The sequence below is a fragment of the Pseudomonas japonica genome (assembly GCF_900188455.1).
GTDB classification, from domain to species: Bacteria; Pseudomonadota; Gammaproteobacteria; order Pseudomonadales; family Pseudomonadaceae; genus Aquipseudomonas; species Aquipseudomonas japonica.
Genome location: NZ_FZOL01000031.1, coordinates 25,624 through 43,951 on the forward strand (window position 1 = coordinate 25,624; position 18,328 = coordinate 43,951).

General features: G+C 65.6%; 19 protein-coding genes. 6 read left to right on the forward strand and 13 right to left on the reverse strand.

Going from position 1 to position 18,328, the window contains the following annotated elements:
- Nucleotides 1-29: 29 nt before the first annotated feature.
- The 3 genes from CHB99_RS26750 to CHB99_RS26760 are packed head-to-tail and all read right to left on the reverse strand — an operon-like array spanning nt 30 to nt 2,687.
- Nucleotides 30-722, reverse strand: coding sequence for a peroxiredoxin-like family protein (locus tag CHB99_RS26750; protein ID WP_042129027.1), 693 nt, complete (start codon nt 720-722; stop codon nt 30-32).
- Nucleotides 715-1,101 carry a 4Fe-4S dicluster domain-containing protein gene (locus CHB99_RS26755; protein ID WP_042129024.1) on the reverse strand — a complete coding sequence of 129 codons (387 nt, stop codon included), beginning with the start codon at nt 1,099-1,101 and terminating at the stop codon, nt 715-717. Before CHB99_RS26755 ends, CHB99_RS26750 begins: the two co-directional genes overlap by 8 nt.
- On the reverse strand, nt 1,098-2,687 hold the full coding sequence (locus tag CHB99_RS26760) for an FAD-dependent oxidoreductase (RefSeq protein ID WP_042129022.1): 1,590 nt from the start codon (nt 2,685-2,687) through the stop codon (nt 1,098-1,100). Before CHB99_RS26760 ends, CHB99_RS26755 begins: the two co-directional genes overlap by 4 nt.
- A 311-nt stretch (nt 2,688-2,998) precedes the next feature.
- Between CHB99_RS26760 and CHB99_RS26765 the strand changes: the two genes are divergently transcribed.
- The 3 genes from CHB99_RS26765 to CHB99_RS26775 all read left to right on the forward strand — a co-directional run bounded on the left by CHB99_RS26765 (nt 2,999) and on the right by CHB99_RS26775 (nt 6,717).
- Complete coding sequence (locus CHB99_RS26765) at nt 2,999-4,105, forward strand: HNH endonuclease (RefSeq protein ID WP_042129021.1); 1,107 nt, start codon at nt 2,999-3,001, stop codon at nt 4,103-4,105.
- 135 nt (nt 4,106-4,240) lie between these two features.
- Complete coding sequence (locus CHB99_RS26770) at nt 4,241-4,957, forward strand: hypothetical protein (protein WP_141137346.1); 717 nt, start codon at nt 4,241-4,243, stop codon at nt 4,955-4,957.
- A 62-nt stretch (nt 4,958-5,019) separates the two neighbouring features.
- Complete coding sequence (locus tag CHB99_RS26775) at nt 5,020-6,717, forward strand: PDZ domain-containing protein (RefSeq protein ID WP_141137347.1); 1,698 nt, start codon at nt 5,020-5,022, stop codon at nt 6,715-6,717.
- A 23-nt stretch (nt 6,718-6,740) separates the two neighbouring features.
- Here CHB99_RS26775 and CHB99_RS26780 read toward each other — a convergent pair whose 3' ends face one another.
- Entirely contained in the window at nt 6,741-7,973 is a 1,233-nt protein-coding gene (locus tag CHB99_RS26780) for an NADH:flavin oxidoreductase/NADH oxidase family protein (protein ID WP_042129016.1), read from the reverse strand.
- Nucleotides 7,974-8,054: 81 nt separating this feature from the next.
- Here CHB99_RS26780 and CHB99_RS26785 point away from each other — a divergent pair, with 81 nt between their 5' ends.
- Nucleotides 8,055-8,477, forward strand: coding sequence for a MerR family transcriptional regulator (locus CHB99_RS26785; protein WP_042129013.1), 423 nt, complete (start codon nt 8,055-8,057; stop codon nt 8,475-8,477).
- Here CHB99_RS26785 and CHB99_RS26790 read toward each other — a convergent pair.
- The 4 genes from CHB99_RS26790 to CHB99_RS26805 form a co-directional block, all read right to left on the reverse strand.
- On the reverse strand, nt 8,465-10,897 hold the full coding sequence (locus tag CHB99_RS26790; protein WP_042129012.1) for a TonB-dependent siderophore receptor: 2,433 nt from the start codon (nt 10,895-10,897) through the stop codon (nt 8,465-8,467). The two genes, CHB99_RS26785 and CHB99_RS26790, sit on opposite strands and share 13 nt — an antisense overlap.
- Nucleotides 10,898-11,010: 113 nt before the next feature.
- The gene (locus CHB99_RS26795; protein WP_042129009.1) at nt 11,011-11,964 is read right to left on the reverse strand and encodes a FecR domain-containing protein; all 954 of its coding nucleotides are present in this window, start codon (nt 11,962-11,964) and stop codon (nt 11,011-11,013) included.
- Nucleotides 11,961-12,479, reverse strand: coding sequence for a sigma-70 family RNA polymerase sigma factor (locus CHB99_RS26800; RefSeq protein WP_042129008.1), 519 nt, complete (start codon nt 12,477-12,479; stop codon nt 11,961-11,963). The genes CHB99_RS26795 and CHB99_RS26800 overlap by 4 nt, the downstream gene beginning before the upstream one ends.
- Nucleotides 12,480-12,581: 102 nt before the next feature.
- On the reverse strand, nt 12,582-13,460 hold the full coding sequence (locus CHB99_RS26805) for a LysR family transcriptional regulator (RefSeq protein ID WP_042129006.1): 879 nt from the start codon (nt 13,458-13,460) through the stop codon (nt 12,582-12,584).
- Nucleotides 13,461-13,570: 110 nt separating this feature from the next.
- Between CHB99_RS26805 and CHB99_RS26810 the strand changes: the two genes are divergently transcribed.
- On the forward strand, nt 13,571-15,058 hold the full coding sequence (locus tag CHB99_RS26810; RefSeq protein ID WP_042129004.1) for an MFS transporter: 1,488 nt from the start codon (nt 13,571-13,573) through the stop codon (nt 15,056-15,058).
- 21 nt (nt 15,059-15,079) lie between these two features.
- Here the strand turns inward: CHB99_RS26810 and CHB99_RS26815 are convergent, their stop codons facing one another.
- Nucleotides 15,080-15,559, reverse strand: a complete 480-nt coding sequence (locus CHB99_RS26815) for a VOC family protein (RefSeq protein WP_042129002.1) — start codon at nt 15,557-15,559, stop codon at nt 15,080-15,082.
- Nucleotides 15,560-15,929: 370 nt separating this feature from the next.
- Here CHB99_RS26815 and CHB99_RS26820 point away from each other — a divergent pair, with 370 nt between their 5' ends.
- Nucleotides 15,930-16,415, forward strand: a complete 486-nt coding sequence (locus CHB99_RS26820) for a hypothetical protein (protein ID WP_084702940.1) — start codon at nt 15,930-15,932, stop codon at nt 16,413-16,415.
- Nucleotides 16,416-16,450: 35 nt separating this feature from the next.
- Here CHB99_RS26820 and CHB99_RS26825 read toward each other — a convergent pair whose 3' ends face one another.
- The 4 genes from CHB99_RS26825 to CHB99_RS26835 form a co-directional block, all read right to left on the reverse strand.
- Nucleotides 16,451-17,083, reverse strand: coding sequence for a helix-turn-helix domain-containing protein (locus tag CHB99_RS26825; protein ID WP_042128998.1), 633 nt, complete (start codon nt 17,081-17,083; stop codon nt 16,451-16,453).
- Nucleotides 17,084-17,090: 7 nt separating this feature from the next.
- Nucleotides 17,091-17,255, reverse strand: coding sequence for a hypothetical protein (locus CHB99_RS29900; protein ID WP_167335889.1), 165 nt, complete (start codon nt 17,253-17,255; stop codon nt 17,091-17,093).
- Nucleotides 17,256-17,385: 130 nt separating this feature from the next.
- On the reverse strand, nt 17,386-17,757 hold the full coding sequence (locus CHB99_RS26830) for a hypothetical protein (RefSeq protein ID WP_042128996.1): 372 nt from the start codon (nt 17,755-17,757) through the stop codon (nt 17,386-17,388).
- Nucleotides 17,758-18,312, reverse strand: coding sequence for a tetratricopeptide repeat protein (locus tag CHB99_RS26835; protein WP_042128994.1), 555 nt, complete (start codon nt 18,310-18,312; stop codon nt 17,758-17,760).
- Nucleotides 18,313-18,328: the final 16 nt, after the last annotated feature.

The following is an 18,328-nucleotide window of genomic DNA, read 5'->3' on the forward strand; positions in this document are numbered from 1 at the left end:
GCGTCCTGTCGAGAATGGAGAAGAGGTAGTCAGGCCCAGGCGTGACGCACCAGCAGGCTGTCGGCATCCAGTGCGCTGTCCACCGCGTCGATGATCGGCTGCGCCTCGCTGCGCACCAGCCAGTCCGGGCTGACCTCGGCGAAATGCACGCGGCGGTCGCGGCCGATCACCACCACAGTGGGCTGCGGCAGCTCCCAGGTACCGGTGCCGGTGATCTCGCCGATGCTGCTGCCTTTGGCGAGCGCGGCCTGGCGCGAGGCTTCGTCGAAGCTGTAGAGCACGCCGAAACGCCGGCCCAGGGCGTTGTCCTTGTCGCTGGCGACCTGCAGGGTCAGCTGGTGCTTGTCCTTGATTTCCACCAGGCGCTCCGGCACCTGCGGGCTGATCGCCACCAACGGCACCCCGCGCCGGCGCAGGGCCGGTTGCAGATTGCGTTCGTAGTACGGGAGGGCGATGTTGCAGGCCGGGCAGCCGGCGAAGCGGAAGAACACCAGCACCGCCGGGCCCTTGCTCAGCAGTTGATCGAGATCGAGGCTGCCGCCTTCGACCTTGAGCAGTGCGAAGGGCTCGACGATATCGCCGGCCTTGATGAAGCGCTGCGGATCGGCTTCGGCCACCAGGCGCTGGCGTTGCTCGATATTCACTTGCAGGGCCTGCGGGGCCCAGGTGCGCTGGCGTTCGGCGTGCAGTTCGGCCAGCAGGTAGTTGAGGGATTCACTCATGGCGAGCTCCTGTGTCGGTGGAAGGGGAAGGGGGCGCAAGCTCCCGGGCGAGGGCGAAGATGCTTTCCATACGCCAGTGCTGGTTGGTGTAGCGCGGTTCGGCGGCCCATTCGTCCCAGCCGGAGTCGCGGCGGTACTGGCCGGGCAGGCCGCTGGCGAGAATCCGTGCCGGGTCGAGGCTGACTGCCTGCTCGCAGTCCGGGTGTACGTAGAGCGCATCGCTGTGGCAGTACAGCTCGCACATGAAGCAGGTCTGGCAGGCGGCCTGGTCGGCGATGCGCGGCTTGCCGTCGTCGCCGAGGGCGAGGACGTTGCTCGGGCAAACCGTGACGCAGCGCGTGCAGCCGGTGCAGCGCTCGCTGAAGATCAGCTCGATCATGCCGGCACCTCCGCGCGCACCGGGTCATGGCGCACCCAGGGCCGGTCGAAGCCGCCGCTGCGCAGATGAGCGTCGAAGCGGCTGGACTGCGTCGGCGCGTCTTCGCGCTGGTGGATGCCGCGGCTCTCCTTGCGTGCCAGGGCGCTGGCGTAGCACCAGCGAGCACTGGCCAGCAGCGCCGCGGTCTCGCGCCAGCGCAGCAGCGCGGTGGGATCGGCGACGCCGCGCTGGGCGCGCAGACGGTCCCAGTGGTCATCGAGGACGCCCAGCGAACGCCGCAGTTGGGTGCCGTTGCGGAACAGGTTCTTGTCGTAGGGGTGCAGCTCGTCCTGCACGGCGCGGATCGTCTCGCGGTAATCGTGGCCGGCACGGCCAATCGGCAAAACTCCGTACCGTGCCACGGTACGTATCACGGTACGATTGCGTCGTTTCGCCAGGGCGTGCCGCGCGGCACCGGCGCCGGCCCACTGCCCGCTGGACAGGGCCCAGGAGGAGTTCACCGCGCCGCCGCCGGAGATCGCGCCGGTGACGGCTTCGCGACTGGCCGCGTCGCCGGCGCTGAACAGCCCGGGCACGCTGGTCTGGCAGTCGTCGTCGAGCACTCGCAGGCCGCCGATGCCGCGAATGGTGCCTTCGCCATGCAGGGTGACCTGGAACTTGTCGCGATAGGGATCGATGCCCTGGCGGTCGAACGGCAGCATCAGGTTCGGCTGGATATAGGGCAGGCGATCGCGGATGTGCTGCGGGATGCGGTCGAGGCGGCAGAACACCGGGCCTTGCAGCAGGGCCCGGGCCAGGCTGTCGTTGAAGGTCGGGCCCTGGGCGATATCCAGCTCGCGGCCGGCGGCATCGAAATAGCGGCCGAAGGTGTAGACCATCGAGCGGGTCATGGTGCTGCCGGCCGGGGCGATGCAGTAGTAGCTGGAGAACTCCATGCCCGACAGCTCGGCGCCGAGCTCCGCGCCCATCAGGTAGCCGTCGCCGGTATTGGTCTGGCTGCCCAGCAGGCGCGAGAGAAAACCGCAGCCGCCGGTGGCGAGGACCACCGCCGCGGCGTCGACCCGCCATTCCCGTTTGGCCTGGCGTTGCCAGCCACGGGCGCCGGCGAGGTCGCCGGCTTCGCTCTGCAGCAGTTCCAGGGCTGGGCTCTGGTCCAGCAGGGTGACCTGGTGCTCCAGCGCCAGCTGGCGCATGGCGCGCATGTATTCCGGGCCGCGCAGGGCGCGATACTGCTTGCCGCCCTGGTCGTCCAGGGGGAAGTGATAGAGGCGGTCGAGTTGCGGCAGCGATTGCCAGGTGGTGTCGAGGATCCGCGCCATCCAGCGCGCATCGCCCAGGCCGGCGGCGCTGGCCACGCGCTTGTCGATGGCGGCGGCGCGTTGCTGCGGCGGTACCCACCAGTGGCCGGGGCCGGCGGTAGCGGTCACGCCGCTGGTGCCGCAGAAGCCTTTTTCCGCCAGCACCACCTTCGCGCCCTTGCGCGCGGCGGCCACCGCCGCCCAGGTGCCGGCCAGGCCGCCGCCGATCACCAGTACATCGGCATCCAGCCGGAGTGGGGCGGGGGCATTGTGAAACAGAGGAATCATGGATGCGCACTCTCCTTGGAGACAGTCGTGGGGGACAGCCTCCGCCGGGAGTGGGGTCGGGTCTGAAGGAGACGATATGCCGGGGTAACCGGGCGAGGGAAAGGCTTTTTGGTTCTAAGCTAATTATGTGATTTGTGTATTTATCTACTCGTTAAAATTACTTTTGTTCATTTTTTATGTCTTGTTGCCCATCCTTGCAGCATCGCTGGCAAGCCAGTTTCTGCAAGGACGGGTGCAGTCTTTTTGATATCATCGCCCCACAACGAGAACCCGCACCCCCCACAGGCGGCTGACACAGGGATAAAAGGTTAATGGCGTTATTCGTACAAAAGCCGGTTTTCTGGAACACCAACCACTACACCGCGCCCTCCGGCGGCTTCGCCACCAGCGGTTATCCCCGGGAAAACGGCTACGGTCACGAAGAATGGAACAACTCCCCGCGGCTGCTGCTGCGTCGTGGCGAGCAGCGCTACCGGGTGTTCCACACCGAGGGCGTCGGCACCGCGCCGCTGATCGAGCATGCCGGGCAGACCTTCGTCTTCATGACGGCCACGCACAACGGCATCCAGCAACTGGTGGGCATCGCCGGCAACGCCGTGGGCCTGTTCGACGAGCGCCTGCAGCCGCAGCGCCAGGAACTGGTCGACAAGCTGGCCCTGCATGACCTCTGGGAAGAAGCCTGGGCCGTGACCAAGGTGCGGCGGATCCATGAGGACGACCGCCATCATTTCATCCGCGGCTGGAAGCAGAACCTGCACCGGATCCCCGCCTGGATCTGTCCTGAAGAGTACTTCTGGTGGTTCGACGAGCCGGTCACCCTCGATCCGCGCGCCCTCATCGGCAGGCAGAAGCTGCCGGACCAGCCGGGCATTCCCACCGAACTCGACCTGGCCCTGGTCGGCCGGATCATGGACGCCGTTCCCGAAGCCCAGCGCGGCGAGAAATGGACGCGGCTGATCGACGCGATCCACTGCGCACCGACCGAGCCGCTGGCGGCTTCGGATCGGGATGCGTTGCTCGAAGGCGGCGAACCGGTCACCGACCTGCTGACCAACATCCAGGCACGGCGTGGTCGCGGCAAGTTTCGCGAGGACCTGCTGCAGGTCTGGGGCGGGGCCTGCGCGGTGACCGGGCTGGCCTGCACGGAAGTGCTGCGGGCCTCGCATATCAAGCCGTGGGCCGAGGCGACGGCGGCGGAGCGGCTGGACAGCGGCAATGGCCTGTTGCTGGCGGCGAATCTGGATGTGCTGTTCTATCGCGGGTTGATCAGCTTCGATGAGCAGGGCGGGATGCTGGTGTCGCATTGGTTGAGTGAGTCCCACCGTCTGGCGCTGGGGCTGCCGCAGGCCTTGCGCGTGGTGCCGGGGGGCATGCTGGAGTATCTGAAGTTCCATCGGGAGCATGTTTTCCAGCACTAGCGAACCCTCGCAGTGCAATCCTGGCCGCTCCCTGCATTGACGAAAAACAGTGACAGGGGTGGCCCAAGGCCATGCATCCTGCCGATTCTCGGCTACAAGTAAGGGAGTCCGTTTCATTGGAAGAAGGATCTGACAATGCGATTTCTCCCTGCCCTAGCGCTGATCCCCTGCTTGGTCGCCATGGTTCCTACCGGCGCGGTCCAGGCCAAGACGTTCGTCTACGGCGCCAGGGTGACCTCCTGCAAGGCCGCCGCGAGCTACCGGGACAAGGAACTGTTCGCGGATTTCGTCACGGCCCTGAACCACTTCGATGCCACCCGCGAACAACGCATCAACGCGACACTGAGCGCTTTGCGCGCCGACCTGCAGACGCTGACCAAGGATCTCGACAGCGCTGATGCCATGAAGAAACGCCGCATCGCGGTGGCCGTCGCCGGGGTGATCCTCGGCAAGGCCGCCGAGAAGCTCGCCTCGGTCGGCGTCAGGCCCGGGATCGGCGAGGTGGAGCGAAGGGCACTCGAAGCCGTCGCCAGCCGCGGCGCGGAGTGGACGTCGGTGTTCATCAAGTACAGCAACGACAAGACGGTCGACGTGACCTCGATCGCGACGATGCCGTTCAGCCTGTTGTTGTCGTTCTCGCCCTTCGGGCTGGCCAAGAGCGCCTGGACACTGGGCAGCGCGGGCATCGATATCGCCAGCGCAGTCGCTGAGGCCGAGATCATCAAGGGCGAGACCGGTCTGACCCGCGCGCTGATCGAGCAGCGGGCCGAGGCGCTGGTTCGCACGTTGCAGATGCCGCGCATCCAGGAGGTCAACGCGCTGAAGAACGAAATCGACAAGCAGTGTGGCTGATCTGGGCAAAGGCGCCGTCCGGATGCGGACGGCGATAACAATTGAACAACCGAGAGCTGATCATGAAGAGAATGCTGGTGGTCGTTGCGGGGATGCTGGTGTCGGGCCTCGGCCTGGCGGTCGAGCCGAATTCGACGTATTTCGAAGTGCGGGATTTCTACTATCCAACGGCCAATGGCGATTATCAGAACTATTCGGCGTCCGGCTATCGGCAGGCACCCTCTCCTGGTGTCGCGCCGACACTCCTGCTGCTCCCGACGATCACGGTGGACAAGCAAGGCATCAAGTTCTTCCGCAACAATGGAACCGCGTTCGACCCGCAGAGCGAACCGGATACGCCAGTGGGCCTGATCACGATCAAGCCGAAGTCGGTTTCGACCATGCCCAACAATTACCAGACCGCAGCGATCGCTTCGGTGCTCGACGGGCAATCCGTAGACCGTTACCTGCCGGTCTCCCTGAAGAACGCGGGTATGCCGGTGATGACCCAGGAGGCTTTCAGCGCTCTGCCGATCCGTATCGCTATCCAGGATGACTATATTGCCTACGATGCGCGCCTTGCCGGCCAGGAGAAAGCGGCGCAGCAGTACCATGACTACGCGAAACAGAATGTCGCGTTGCGCAATGTCGAGGTCCAGTTGTTGATCGCGGGGACCATGGCGGCTTCACGCAAGTATCAGGGGTCGTTGTCCAGCCTGGGGGAAATCGCGCTGTTGGCGCCCACCGAGTTCCAGGTCAACCAGATACGCGAAGGCAGTTTCGAGTTGATGGTGGTGTCGCGTTTCCAGGACACCAAGACATCCTCCATCCACGCCACCTTCAACGCCGTGCAAGCGGTCAACTCGTTCGTCGAGGAGACCCAGCAAGCCTTGACCAGGAGCCGCTCTTCCGGGTTTCAGGTATTTGGTATCGGCTCGCGCCGCAGCACCCTGTCAACCTCGATAAACCAGACGATGCAGTCGAACGACAAGGTGCAGGTCCTGGAAAAAACCCAGATCGTGATGCATGACGCTTCCGACGAAATGGTCGCCAGGTTCGAGAGCCAGTTCTTCCCCGAGCTGGCGAAACAGGAAGTGATCGACCGGCATCTGGCTGCCTCCGCCGAGGCCCGGGAGGTGGGGAACCTGGAATTGGCCAAGGTCCATGCCGACTATGCCGTGGCGATCAAGGAAGGCGACAAGATGAAGGAGGTGGACGGCGTCGCCGCGGCGGCAGCCTTGAGTGCCGGCGACTACGCGGGCTTCCTGGCCCATGGTGTCCGTGCGATCAATAGCAACAACACCAAGGCGGACAACTTCCGCAGGCTGGAACGCATGGAAACCATCATCGAGCATGGGAAAATCTGGGACCAGGTCAGCGTGGTCTCGGTGAGCAGGGAGATCTCCGTGCCCGTCGTGATGCCGACGGTGCAGAAGTACGCGCCACGCGTCGGTATTTGCGCCTTCCGGCATGATGTGGACTACCCATGGGTGGCGCTCAACGCATGGAACATGCCGCAGCTGTTCCCGCTCAAGGGCGTCATGGTCAGTTGCGTGGAAGCCAATTCACCGGCTGCGTTGGCCGGCCTGATCCCGGGCATGTTCTTGCGCTCCGTCGGCGGTAATCAGGTGCAGACCGTTGCGGATGTGGCCCAGGCGATCCTGGACAGGGAACCCGGTGATGTCATCAGTTTCCGGGTCGCCCAATCTCCCTCGCCATCATCGCCGGTCAGTACGATCAGGGTGATCGATGTCGCCTCGAAACGCGGTCCGGCGCTCTGACGTCCAGGGCCCGGTGTCCGCTGTCATTCGCGGCGCAGGGTGATCCAGCGCCGATACCGCCGGGCCTGCCGTGCGTTGCCGAGCTGCTGTACAAGCAACGCCCAGGACGGTGCGACTTGCGGGCGAGGCGGCTTGCCCCGGCCCAGCCTGCGTAACTGGAACTTGACCGCCGCCATGTTCCCCAGCGAGGCCAGCACCTTGTTCTTCCAGGTGATCGTGCGCAGGACCGGAGCGCTGTCGCGGCCCTGGCGCCATTGCCGGGGCAGCTCGGGTTCGATGGCCAGGGCAGTGCCGATCCCGGCCATGGCTACGCCGGAGGCGATCACCTGTTCTGCCACGGGACGGCGACGAATACCGCCGGTGACCATCAGCGGCATCCGCGCCACGCGTCCCAGTTCCCGGGCGAACTCGATGAAATAGGCTTCTCGGGCCAGGGTTCGGCCATCCCGGGCATCACCTTGCATGGCCGGTGCTTCGTAGCTGCCACCGGACAGCTCCACCAGGTCCACCGCCAATTCATCGAGGCGCAGCAGCACCTCACGGGCGTCCTCGGCGCTGAAGCCGCCGCGCTGGAAATCCGCGGAGTTGAGTTTCACCGCTACGGCGAAGCGCGGCGAGACCACCGCGCGCACCGCCTTGACCACCTCCAGCAGCAGGCGCGCGCGATTGTCCAGCGAGCCGCCCCAGCGATCGCTGCGCTGGTTGCTCAGCGGCGAGAGGAACTGACTGAGCAGATAGCCATGGGCGGCGTGGATCTGCACGCCATCGAAACCGGCCTGCTCGGCCAGGCGGGCGCTGTTGGCGAAACGCGCGATCACCTCGGCGATCATGCTTTCGTCCATCGCCCGCGGCAGGGCGAAGTGCTTCGACAGATTGCCCAGCGCCAGCGGTACCGCCGACGGCGCCCAGGTCGGCTGGCCGAGATTGGCCGGCATCTGCCGTCCGGGATGATTGAGCTGCAGCCAGAACTGCGCGCCCTGGGCCTGCCCGGTTCGCGCCCAGTCGCGAAAGCGCTGCAACTGCCGCGCGTCCTCCAGCACAACGCCGCCGGGGCCGGTCATGGCGCGGCCATCGATCATCACGTTGCCGCTGATCAGCAGGCCGGCACCGCCTTCGGCCCAGGCCTGGTAGAGACGGATCAACTGTGCCGAAGGCGCCTGTGCGGCGTCGGCCAGGTTTTCTTCCATGGCGGCCTTGGCCAGGCGGTTGGGGATGATCGAGCCATTGGGCAGGGACAGGGGATCGAACAGGTTCATCGGCAGTGCCTCGGTTGGTGATGGGCCAACCTTAGGTTTAAAGTGAACTTTAAGGTCAAGCACTTTGCTGCGGGGTGGATCATGAAAATTGGCGAACTGGCGAAACGCAGCGGGCTGTCGGCCTCGCGCATCCGCTTTTACGAATCGGCGGGCCTGCTCACCGCCGTGGAACGCAGCGGCAACGGTTATCGCCGCTATGGCGCGGAAGTCCTGTGGATGCTGGAGATCATCACCGGGGCGCAGAGCGCCGGGTTTTCCCTGGAGGAGATCCGCAGTCTGCTGCCGGCGTCCAGTGGCGGCTGGCAGCACGAGGAACTCTTGGCCGGGTTGAAGCGCAAGGTCGCGGAAATCGAAGTGCTGCAGCAGCGCCTGGCGCGCAACAAGGCGCAGTTGCTGGTGGCGATCGAGGGTATCGAGCATCCGCCAGCCGGACAGGATTGCGTGGGGAACGCGCAGCGGGTGCTCGACCGGCTGCGCGAACAGGAGGGGGCTCAGAAGTCGTAGCGCAGGTTCAACGTCGCGTTGCGCGGCGCGCCGTAGTGCCCGTAGCTGCCCGCCATGCCGGCGTAGTACTTCTCGTCGAACAGGTTGTTGAGGTTCAGCGTCGCCGCCAGATGGTCGTTGAGCTGATAGCGCGCCATCAGGCTGGCCACGGTGTAGTCGTCCTGGGTCACTCGGGCCTTGTAGCGGGCGAAGGTCAGCGACGAACTGGAGTTCCAGCTGGCGCCGCCGCCCAGGGTCAGGCGGTCCCAGCTGCCCGGCAGGCGGTAGGTGGTCCAGAGGCGGAAGGTGTCCATCGGCAGTTGCGTGGTCAGGCGGTTGCCGTCGGCGTCCTCGGTGCGCGAATGGCTGTAGCCGGTCTGCAGGTTCCAGCCCGGGAGGAGTTCGCCGGCCAGTTCCAGGTCGATGCCTTTGGTCTCGGCACCGTCCACGGCACGATACGCCGTGCCGCCGGAGGGCGTGAGGTTGCCGCCGTCCTGTTCGGCGAAATTGTCGCGCTGGATCAGGTACAGCGCGGTGCTGGCGTTGAGGCGCCCGCCCATGAATTCACCTTTCCAGCCGAGCTCGTAGTTCTTGCCTACCTGTGGCGCCAGGGTCTTGCCGTTGGCGTCCTGGTCGGCCTGGGGCTTGAAGATATCGGTGTAGCTTGCATACAGCGATTGCTCGGCCGTGAGGTCGTAGACGATACCGGCGTAGGGAGTGACCACGCCGGTTTCGCGCATGCGGGTTTCGGTGGCCGGCAGGGTGCTGTTGAGCACCTTGAGGTAGTAGTCGTAGTTGTAGCGGGATACGCGCGTGCCGAGGATCAGGTGCAGGCTGTCGCTCAGGTTGAAGCGCCCGGCGACGAAGTAGCCACTCTGGCGGCTGGCGACGTTGTAGTCGAGGAACGGGTAATAGGCGCTGTCGGCCGGCCGCGCCATCTGGTTGTTCCAGGTGTAGTAATTGACCGTCACGGCGGGAGCGTCGTCCTCGTCGTGCTGGTTTTCGTACTCGGTGTAGTTGAAGCCCAGGATCAGTTCATGTTGTTGCCCCAGCAGTTCGAAGGGGCCCTGCAGGGTGGCATCCAGGCCTTTCTGGTACTGCGTGGCCTTGGCATCGGCGGGGATCAGCGGCACGGCACCGGTCGCCTGGTTGATGTAGGCCACGTTGGTGGTGGTGCGCAGGTAGGCGGAGTCGGAGTCGCGCTTCACATCCATGTAGTTGGCCGCCAGTTTGAGCTGCCAGTCATGGGCCAGTTGTCGCTCCAGGCCGAAGGTGTAGTTGGTGGTTTCGATCTCGTCGTCGCGCCAGCGGCTGCCGGAGCTTTTCGAGCGGGAGAAGTCGGTGCGCTGACCGTTGGTGAACAGCAGCGGTACACCGGGCGCACCCAGTGCCTTGTAGGTCTGGTGGTCGATGCTGAAACGCGCCAGGGTGGCGTCGTCCAGGTCGGCTTCCAGTACGCCGTAGGCAACATCGCGTTGCTGGCTGTACCAGTCCATGAAGGTGTCGCTGTCCTGCTTGGCGACGACGAGGCGTCCACGCAGGTTGCCAGTCTCCGTCAACGGGCCGGACACATCGCCTTCGGCGCGGTAGTTGTCCCATGAACCGGCACTGCCCTGGACGTAGGCCTTGAACTCGCGGGTCGGCCGCTTGCGGATCAGGTTGACCACACCGCTGGGGTCGCCGGCGCCGGTCATCAGGCCGGTGGCGCCCTGGACGATTTCGACCCGGTCGTAGATCGCCATGTCCAGCAAGGTACTGGGCATGTTGCGGGTCTGGTTTTCCTGGGTCGTGGTCACGCCATCGATCTGGTAGGTGTTGATCGCGCTGCCCCGGGAGTAAATGTTGAAACGTTCGCCACCGTCCTGGGACATGGTGATGCCCGGAGTCTGGTTGAGCACATCGGTCATGCTCGCCAGGTGCTGGTCGTCCATGCGCTGGCGGGTGATGACCTTGATGGTCTGCGGGGTTTCGCGGATCGACAGGTTCAGTTTGGTGGCGGTACTGGTCGAGCCGGTGGTGTAGCTGCCGCTGCCTTCGCTGACGGCACCGAGGGCTTGTCCGGTGATGCTGGTGGCACCCAGCTCCAGCGCGCCGCCGTTGCCGACGGCGACCAGCAGGTAGACACCGCTGGCCTGGCGCACGGCCTGCAGGCCGCTGCCGGCGAGCAGGGTGGCGAAGCCGCTGGCGACGCTGTGGCTGCCTTCGAGGCCGGGGGAGTTGCGGCCCTGGGTCACGCTGCCGTCGAAGGACAGCACCACGCCGGCGGCGCTGGCGAAGCGGCCGAGGGTCTCGGTCAGCGGACCGGCGCCGATGTGGTAGGCGCGGGTCTGCTCGCTGCCCGCCTCGGCGGCGAGGGCGATGACGGGGCTGGCAGCGAGCGTACCCAGGGCCAGATGGATGGCCAGGGCCAGTGCGGTGTGTGGTCGTTGCTTCGAACTCATGTTTCCCTTCCCAAGAACATCATGTTGTGCAGATGGGAGGGAAAGCCGAACGAGGGGCGGGCAAAGTGCAAGGTCGTGGAAAAAATTCCGCAAATTGTGCTGTCGGCCCCATCTCAAGTGCGCCCGGTAACCGTCACCCAATAGCGGGTCCGGCGCCGCACCGCCACGGGGAACGAGGCCTGCAGCGCGGTCAGCGCCAGCTCGGTATCGTCGATCGGAAAAGCCCCGGAAATCCGCATTCCCGCCACCGCCGGGTCGCAGGTCAGCAGCCCCGGACGATAGCGCGACAACTGCGCCAGCAACTCGCCCAGCGGCAGGTCGATGGCGATCAGGCTGCCATCCTGCCAGGCGGCTACCGAGGCATCGCTGGCGCGGACCGGACCGATACCCGCCGCCCCGAACCTGGCGCGCTGGCCGGCTTCCAGGCGCAGGCGTCGTGTCGGATCGAGCGACACCTCCACGGCTTTTTCCAGCACCGCGACCTCGGCACCCTGTTCATCGACCGCAACGGTGAAGCGCGTGCCCAATGCCAGCACCTGTCCAGAATGGGTGACGACGCTGAAGGGCCGCGCCGCCGGATCGCTGGCGGTGTCGATCAGGATCCTGCCGCGATGCAGGCGCAACTGGCGTTGCCGTGCGTCGAAGCGCACGTCCACCGCGCTGTCGGTATCCAGCAGCAGGCGGCTGCCGTCGGCCAGGCGCACTTCGCGGCGCTCGCCGATGGCACTGCGCTCATCGGCGCTCCACTCGCGGCGCAGGTCGCTGCGCCAGCCCAGAGCCGCGAACGTCCCGCCACCGAGCAACAGGGCCAGGCCATACAGCACCTGTCGACGCGAATGCCCGGCACCCAGCAGCGTCGACGCCGCCAGGCGTTGCGGCAGACCGCCGAAGCTGGCGCTGGCCACCTGCATGCGCTGCCAGGCCTGACGGTGCAGGGGATCGCTGTCGTGCCAGTGCTGCCATTGCGCGTGCTCTTCGCCATCGTCGGTCGCCGATGCGAGGCGCACGTACCAGTGCGCGGCCTGGCGAATGGCTTCGCGCTGGGCCGGGGTTGGCGCGCGGCTCATTCGGCGTCTTCCCATTGCATCAGGCAGACATGCTCCATGGCCTTGCGCATATGGTTGTTCACCGTGCGCAGCGACAACCCCAGGCGCGTGGCGATCTGCGCGTAAGGCAGGCCGTCGAGTTGCGCCAGGATGAACACCTCGCGCACCTTCGCGCCGAGTCCGGCGAGCATCCGGTCCAGTTCCAGCAGGGTGTCGAACAGGATCGCCTGGGCTTCCGAGCTGGGCACCTGGGCCGGGGGCAGGCTGGCCAGGGCTTCCAGGTAGGCCTGTTCCAGCGAGCGGCGGCGGAACAGGTCGATCATCAGGCCCTTGGCCACGGTGGACAGGTAATGCCGCGGCTCGCGAATGTCCAGGGCACTGCGCGCCTTGAGCACCTTGACGAAGGTGTCCTGGACCAGGTCGGCCACATCGCAGTGGTTGCCCATGCGCTTGCGCAGCCAGCCATGCAGCCAGGGGCTGTGTTCGACATACAGTTCGCCAACGGCGGTGGACAGGGCAGGGGGCTGGGCCGGCATGGCGAATAACTCAAATGGGAATCGATACCATTATTATTGTTTCATTGCGAAACAGGTAGCAACACGCCATGTGCCCGGGACGAGGTGGGGAAGCGAGGAAGGTCACGTGCCACCTGCCCGCAACGCCTCCTTCAACCACGCCCCCGCCGGCCCCAGCGAGCGCTGTTTGGACCACACCAGATCCAGCGGATAACGCCGCGGCCAGCCCGGCATGTCCAGTTCCACCAGCATGCGCGCGGCGTAGGTGCGTACCATCCAGTGCGGCAGGATTGCCCAGCCGAAGCCCTGGGTGGCGAGTTCCATGAGGATCAGGTAGCTCGGCGCCGACCAGCTGCGTTGCCGAGGGATCTGCAGCAGGCCGCGCTGCGGCGACTCGTCGAGGGTGTTGAGGCGCAGGGCGCGGTAGCCGGCAAGCCGCTCCTGGCTCAGCGAAGCGGCCTTGGTCAACGGATGTTCCCTGGCCACGAACAGGCCGAATTCGGCCTGCTCGGTCAAGGTCACATGGCCGATTTCCGGCGGGTATCCGGGCTCCGACGGCAGGATGCCGAGTGCGGCGCGACCGGTACGCACCAGGTTCAGCGCATCGCCGTACTCGGCGAACACGCATTCGAATTCCAGATCCGGATAACGCTCGCCCAGGCTGACCATGTGCGCCTGGAAATCCGGCGAGTCGTAGGCATCGGAGATGACCAGGGTCAGCCGCGATTCGACGCCAGCGGTGAGCAGGTCGGCGGCCTGGCGCAGGCGTTCGCTGGCCGACAGCACGTCATCGGCGCGCTGCAGCAACGAGCGCCCGGCGTCGGTGAGCACCGGCAGCTTGGCGCTGCGGTCGAACAGCGCCACGCCGAGGTCGATCTCCAACCGCGCAATGGCCTCGCTGATGGTCGACTGGCTTTTGCCCAGCCGGCGCGCGGCGGCGCTGAAGGTGCCCAGGCTGGCGGCCTGGACGAAGGCTTCGAGAGAATCGGGTGAAAAGCTCATATCGGGATGTCCGATGGTTTCTATCTTTATTCAACCTTATCACCGATGGAAAATACGCCTATCTTTTTTCAGGTGACAAAGGACAGGAAGCGATGAATCTCGAGACGGGAATGGCCGGCTATCGGCGCTGGCTGGTGCTGGCGGTGGTGTCCAGTGCGCTGCTGTTGATCGTGATCGACATGACCGTGCTGTACACGGCGTTGCCGCTGCTGACCGAAGCCCTGGCGGCGAGCGCGTCGGAAAAGCTCTGGATCATCAATATCTACTCGCTGGTCTGCGCCGGTCTGCTGCTGGGCATGGGTACCCTCGGCGACCGGGTCGGGCATCGCCGCCTGTTCATCTGGGGCCTGCTGGTGTTCGGCGTGGCCTCGCTGGCGGCGGCCTGTTCGACCAGCTCGGCGATGCTGATCGCGGCCCGCGCGGTGCTGGCCATCGGCGCGGCGATGATGATGCCGGCGACCCTGTCGATCATTCGCCTGACCTTCGAGGACGAGCGCGAGCAAGCCTTCGCCATCGGCGTCTGGGCGGCCGTGGCGTCCGGTGGCGCGGCGCTGGGCCCGGTGGTGGGCGGGGTGTTGCTGGAGCATTTCTGGTGGGGCTCGGTGTTCCTGATCAACGTGCCGGTGGTGGTGCTGGCGCTGCTCCTGACCCTGCGCTATGTGCCGGATTCGGCGGTGCGCTCCACGCGGCAATGGGACTTGCTCGGCTCGCTGCAGGTGATGGTCTGCCTGATCGGCTTCGCCTACGCGATCAAGGAAGCGGGCAAGCGCGAGCCCTCGTTCGAGGCGGCGCTGGCCGCGTTGCTGATCGGCGGGGTGTTCGCCGTGCTGTTCGTGCGCCGTCAGCGCAAGCGCGCCGACCCGCTGATCGACTTCGCGATCTTCCGCAACCGCAGCTTCTCCTGCGCGGTCGCCGCGGCGGTGATCGCCGCCGCCACGCTGATCGGCATGGAGCTGGTGTTCACCCAGCGCCTGCAACTGGTGCTGGGCCTGTCGCCGCTTGAGGCCGCGCTGTTCATCCTGCCGTTGCCCCTGGCCGCCTTCGTCGCCGGGCCGCTGGCCGGGCATGTGCTGCCGCGCCTGGGGGCGAAGACCGTGCTGTCGGTGGGGATGCTGCTGTCGGCGATCGGCATGGGGCTGTACCTGGTGGTCCACGACGCCAGTGCCGTGGTGCAGGCACTCACCCTGGTCACCCTCGGGGTCGGCCTTGGCGCGACCTTCACCGCGGCGTCGAGCACCATCATGACCAGCGTGCCGGCCGAGCAGGCCGGGATGGCGGCGTCCGTCGAGGAGGTCTGTTACGAGTTCGGCGGCGCGCTCGGCGTGGCGTTGCTGGGCAGCGTGCTGTCGGCGGTGTACAGCGGGGCCATGGCGGCGCAGCGCCTTGCCGTCGAGGCGACGGCAAGCGACAGCCTGGACGAAGCGCTGCTGCTGGCCCGTCAGCTGCAACCCGAGCAGGCGCAGTTGCTGATGGACGCGGCGAAGGGTGCATTCAACGGCGCGTTCCTGGTGGTGATGGCGGTCTGTGCGCTGTCGTTGTTGCTGGGGGCGTTGCTGGTGCGGCGCTTCGCGATCGAGCGCAAGGGCCTCTCCCACTAGCGCACTGACGGGGGCGCCGGGTCAGCCCCGCAGCGCCGCCTCGATCCCGGCGATGTCGATCTTGCCCATCTGCATCATCGCCTCGAAGGCGCGTTTGGCCCTGGCCGGGTCGGGGTCGGTGATGGCCTGGGTGAGCAGGCGCGGGGTGATCTGCCAGGAGATGCCCCAGCGGTCCTTGCACCAGCCACAGACATTGGCTTCGCCGCCGTTGCCGATGATCGCGTTCCAGTAGCGGTCGGTCTCGTCCTGGTCGTCGGTGGCGACCTGGAAAGAGAAGGCTTCGTTGTGCTGGAACATCGGGCCGCCGTTGAGGCCGAGGCAGGGCAGGCCCATGACGCTGAACTCGACGGTGATGATGTCGCCCTGCTTGCCGGAGGGGTAGTCGCCGGGGGCCGGGTGGGCGGCGATTACCCGGCTGTCGGGGAAGGTGGCGGCGTAGAACGTGGCGGCATCGAGGGCGTCGCCGGCGAACCAGAGGCAGATGGTGTTCTTCGGGGTCATGATGGCGGGCTCCGGGGGGGAAGGGTTGAGTCTAGACCCGGAATCATCCTGTGCCCGCGATGGCGCCCGCCCGGACAACACGTACTCGGCGTTTATTTGCCGGCCGCTTAGATCGAATATGCATCCAGGTTATGAGCTTGGATTTTCCAGCGATATCCATCCTGTGGTTATCGTCGTCAAGCTGCCCTTTGCGTCTTTGATTGCTTCGCTATCGTCGTCATTGCATCCGGAAGTCCTGTCATCTGTACCCGGTGGCTGCCACGACAGCCCCGTCCGCTGCTGTTTCGCCATCTTGCCGCCATCCGGGCCGGCCCTAGAATCGCCCCCATCGAATCCACCCCCTCTCGTCAACTTGTACAAGGACTTCACCATGATGAACGCAATGCAGATGCCGATGAACACCAGCATGCCGATGATGCCAATGACCGGCATGCCGATGATGATGGCCACCATGACCTGCGAAATGGTCGAGGACGGCATGCTCTGCACCATGAAGCCGGCCGCCGGCATGGACATGGCGATGTTCCGCAGCAGCGCGGACATGATGGGCATGATGATGAACTGCGGCATGCCGATGATGATGCAGTGCGGCAACCTGATGCTGATGGGCATGAATCAGATGACCCAGCCGATGATGAGCATGCCCATGGGCGGCATGATGATGCCGATGATGAAGTGCATGATGGAGTGCAACGTCATGGCCGACCGCATGACCTGCAAGATGATGCCGATGGCAGGCATGAGCATGGAGATGATGAACAACTGCTGCATGCTGATGATGAAGATGATGAGCGACTGCAGCATGCCGATGATGATGAGCTGCAACGGCATGCCGGTGATGTGCTGCACCTGCTGAAGTGAGTGCCGCGGGACCGCTTCGCGGTCCTTGCGCTATTCCGGGTGGGTGACCACCAGATAGGCCACCGCCTCGCTGTCCACCGGGTTCCGGTAGCGGTGGGGCTGGTCGGCATAGAAGACGATCGAATCGCCGGTCGCCAGCAGAAAACGCTCGTCGTTGACGCTGATCTCCAGCGCCCCCTGGGCCACCACCAGATTCTCCCGCACGCCCGGCGCATGTCCGGCGGAGTACTCCTCGCCCAGCGGGCTTAGCCGCAACTCGTAGAATTCCGCCTGATGCGCGGCATCCACCGGGTACAGCGCGCGGCTGACGAAGGCACCACTGGCGCTGACCAGGCGTTTGCTGTCGCGGGCCGGCAGCACCGTCACCCCGGCGCATTCGTTGTGGTCGAGAAACGCCGCCACCGACACTTTCAACCCACTGGCGATCTTGCACAGCACCCGGATCGACGGCACGCTGCGCCCCGACTCGATCTGCGCCAGCATCGCCCGGCTCACCCCGCTGGCGCGACCCAGTGCATCCAGGGACAGCTGGCGCTTGCCGCGCAGGCGTTGCAGATTGCGCGCGACCCGCTGGCCGATGCCGTCGTCATCGGGACTGGCGGCTTCCGGCAGGGTCAGGGGTGGCTCGTCGGAGGTCACGAGAAAGCGGGTCGGGGTATTCATGTTCGCCTCACGCCTGGCGCGGCGTTTTCGTCGCGGACGTCGCGACACTCCCGGGCTGCCCGGCGAAACCGGCCTGTTGCGCGTACATCGCCCACAGCAGACGACCCTGTTGCTGGGCTTGCTTGCGTTTGCGGTGGAGGGTGAAGTCGATGACGGTGGCGGCTTGGCTCATGGTGGATTCCTTGTCTGAGGCCGGGAGACATGGGCTGAGACTACGGATTTCCTTTTAGAACCAGAAATAATGATTTTTTATTTGTTAATTCTTTTTAGGAATTAATGCGGGGTGGGGGCGTGCAAGCTGGCTAAGCCCCTGCCAGCATCGCCTCGATCACCCGATACACCGCGCCTGCGACGTTCTCGTCGGCCAGCATCGCCTCGGCGACTTTCTCCGCGACCCGCTCGAACTCGCTGTGGGTCACCACGTTCTCGCCGAACTCCCAGCGCAGGATCTCCTGCACCGTGACGATCGGCGCACGGGCGTTGAAGTCTTCCTGGCTCTGCCGCAAGGCGCGCAGCCGGCTGCGCAGGCGCGCACGCAGGACGGCGGGGGCTTTCGGGTCCGGTCTGGCGGCGCTGCCTGCCGGCGCCGCGGAGGACGCCTTGGCGTTACCCTGCGCCGGCTTGCTCAGGCTGGTGAGGATGCGCGACAGGCGCGTGGGATCGATGCCGGTCATTCAAGGCGTCTCGAGCACATCCCGGTAGGCACCGAGAAACACCGGGGCGTTGTCCTGCGCCGCCGGGGCCTCGGCCGGAGCCGGACTGTCCTCGGGCTTGAGGGTTGCCAGCACGCGGAGCATGTCGCCCTTGAGCGGCAGGTTCTCGCAGAGGGCCAGGCCACGTTCGAACTTGTCGATGGCGACCTCCTGCTCTTCATCGATCAGGGCGACATAGGCGTCGGCGAACACCCGCAGGCTTTCGTCGGTGCCGTTGGCGAACAGCAGTTCGAAGGCCGCGCGAGCCTGTTCGGTCTGCTGTTGCTGCAGGTGCAGCAGACCCAGCTGGAAGCGTGCCAGGTCCATGTTCGGGTCCAGTTCGAGGACCGTGGTCATGCACAGAATTGCCCGCGGATACAGGCCCAGTTCGGCATATTCGGCGGCCTGGAAATAGCGCACGCCAGGGTTGTCGGGCTCCAGCGCCAGAGCGCGCTCCAGGTAGTCCAGGGCGGTGTGGTGGTTGTTTTCCTGGCTGGCATGGATGGCCAGGTGCAGGTACTCGTGTGCTTCCAGCATGAAGGGGCTCCGTTTG

Bases quoted from the DNA above. Each gene is read 5' to 3' on its own strand.
- CHB99_RS26760 (WP_042129022.1), bottom strand. From the start codon at position 2,687: ATGATTCCTCTGTTTCACAATGCCCCCGCCCCACTCCGGCTGGATGCC.
- CHB99_RS26785 (WP_042129013.1), top strand. From the start codon at position 8,055: ATGAAAATTGGCGAACTGGCGAAACGCAGCGGGCTGTCGGCCTCGCGC.
- CHB99_RS26825 (WP_042128998.1), bottom strand. From the start codon at position 17,083: ATGAATACCCCGACCCGCTTTCTCGTGACCTCCGACGAGCCACCCCTG.
- CHB99_RS26805 (WP_042129006.1), bottom strand. From the start codon at position 13,460: ATGAGCTTTTCACCCGATTCTCTCGAAGCCTTCGTCCAGGCCGCCAGC.
- CHB99_RS26765 (WP_042129021.1), top strand. From the start codon at position 2,999: ATGGCGTTATTCGTACAAAAGCCGGTTTTCTGGAACACCAACCACTAC.
- CHB99_RS26755 (WP_042129024.1), bottom strand. From the start codon at position 1,101: ATGATCGAGCTGATCTTCAGCGAGCGCTGCACCGGCTGCACGCGCTGC.
- CHB99_RS26780 (WP_042129016.1), bottom strand. From the start codon at position 7,973: ATGAACCTGTTCGATCCCCTGTCCCTGCCCAATGGCTCGATCATCCCC.
- CHB99_RS26800 (WP_042129008.1), bottom strand. From the start codon at position 12,479: ATGCCGGCCCAGCCCCCTGCCCTGTCCACCGCCGTTGGCGAACTGTAT.
- CHB99_RS26775 (WP_141137347.1), top strand. From the start codon at position 5,020: ATGAAGAGAATGCTGGTGGTCGTTGCGGGGATGCTGGTGTCGGGCCTC.
- CHB99_RS26820 (WP_084702940.1), top strand. From the start codon at position 15,930: ATGATGAACGCAATGCAGATGCCGATGAACACCAGCATGCCGATGATG.
- CHB99_RS26770 (WP_141137346.1), top strand. From the start codon at position 4,241: ATGCGATTTCTCCCTGCCCTAGCGCTGATCCCCTGCTTGGTCGCCATG.
- CHB99_RS26790 (WP_042129012.1), bottom strand. From the start codon at position 10,897: ATGAGTTCGAAGCAACGACCACACACCGCACTGGCCCTGGCCATCCAT.
- CHB99_RS26835 (WP_042128994.1), bottom strand. From the start codon at position 18,312: ATGCTGGAAGCACACGAGTACCTGCACCTGGCCATCCATGCCAGCCAG.
- CHB99_RS26795 (WP_042129009.1), bottom strand. From the start codon at position 11,964: ATGAGCCGCGCGCCAACCCCGGCCCAGCGCGAAGCCATTCGCCAGGCC.
- CHB99_RS26830 (WP_042128996.1), bottom strand. From the start codon at position 17,757: ATGACCGGCATCGATCCCACGCGCCTGTCGCGCATCCTCACCAGCCTG.
- CHB99_RS26815 (WP_042129002.1), bottom strand. From the start codon at position 15,559: ATGACCCCGAAGAACACCATCTGCCTCTGGTTCGCCGGCGACGCCCTC.
- CHB99_RS29900 (WP_167335889.1), bottom strand. From the start codon at position 17,255: ATGAGCCAAGCCGCCACCGTCATCGACTTCACCCTCCACCGCAAACGC.
- CHB99_RS26750 (WP_042129027.1), bottom strand. From the start codon at position 722: ATGAGTGAATCCCTCAACTACCTGCTGGCCGAACTGCACGCCGAACGC.
- CHB99_RS26810 (WP_042129004.1), top strand. From the start codon at position 13,571: ATGGCCGGCTATCGGCGCTGGCTGGTGCTGGCGGTGGTGTCCAGTGCG.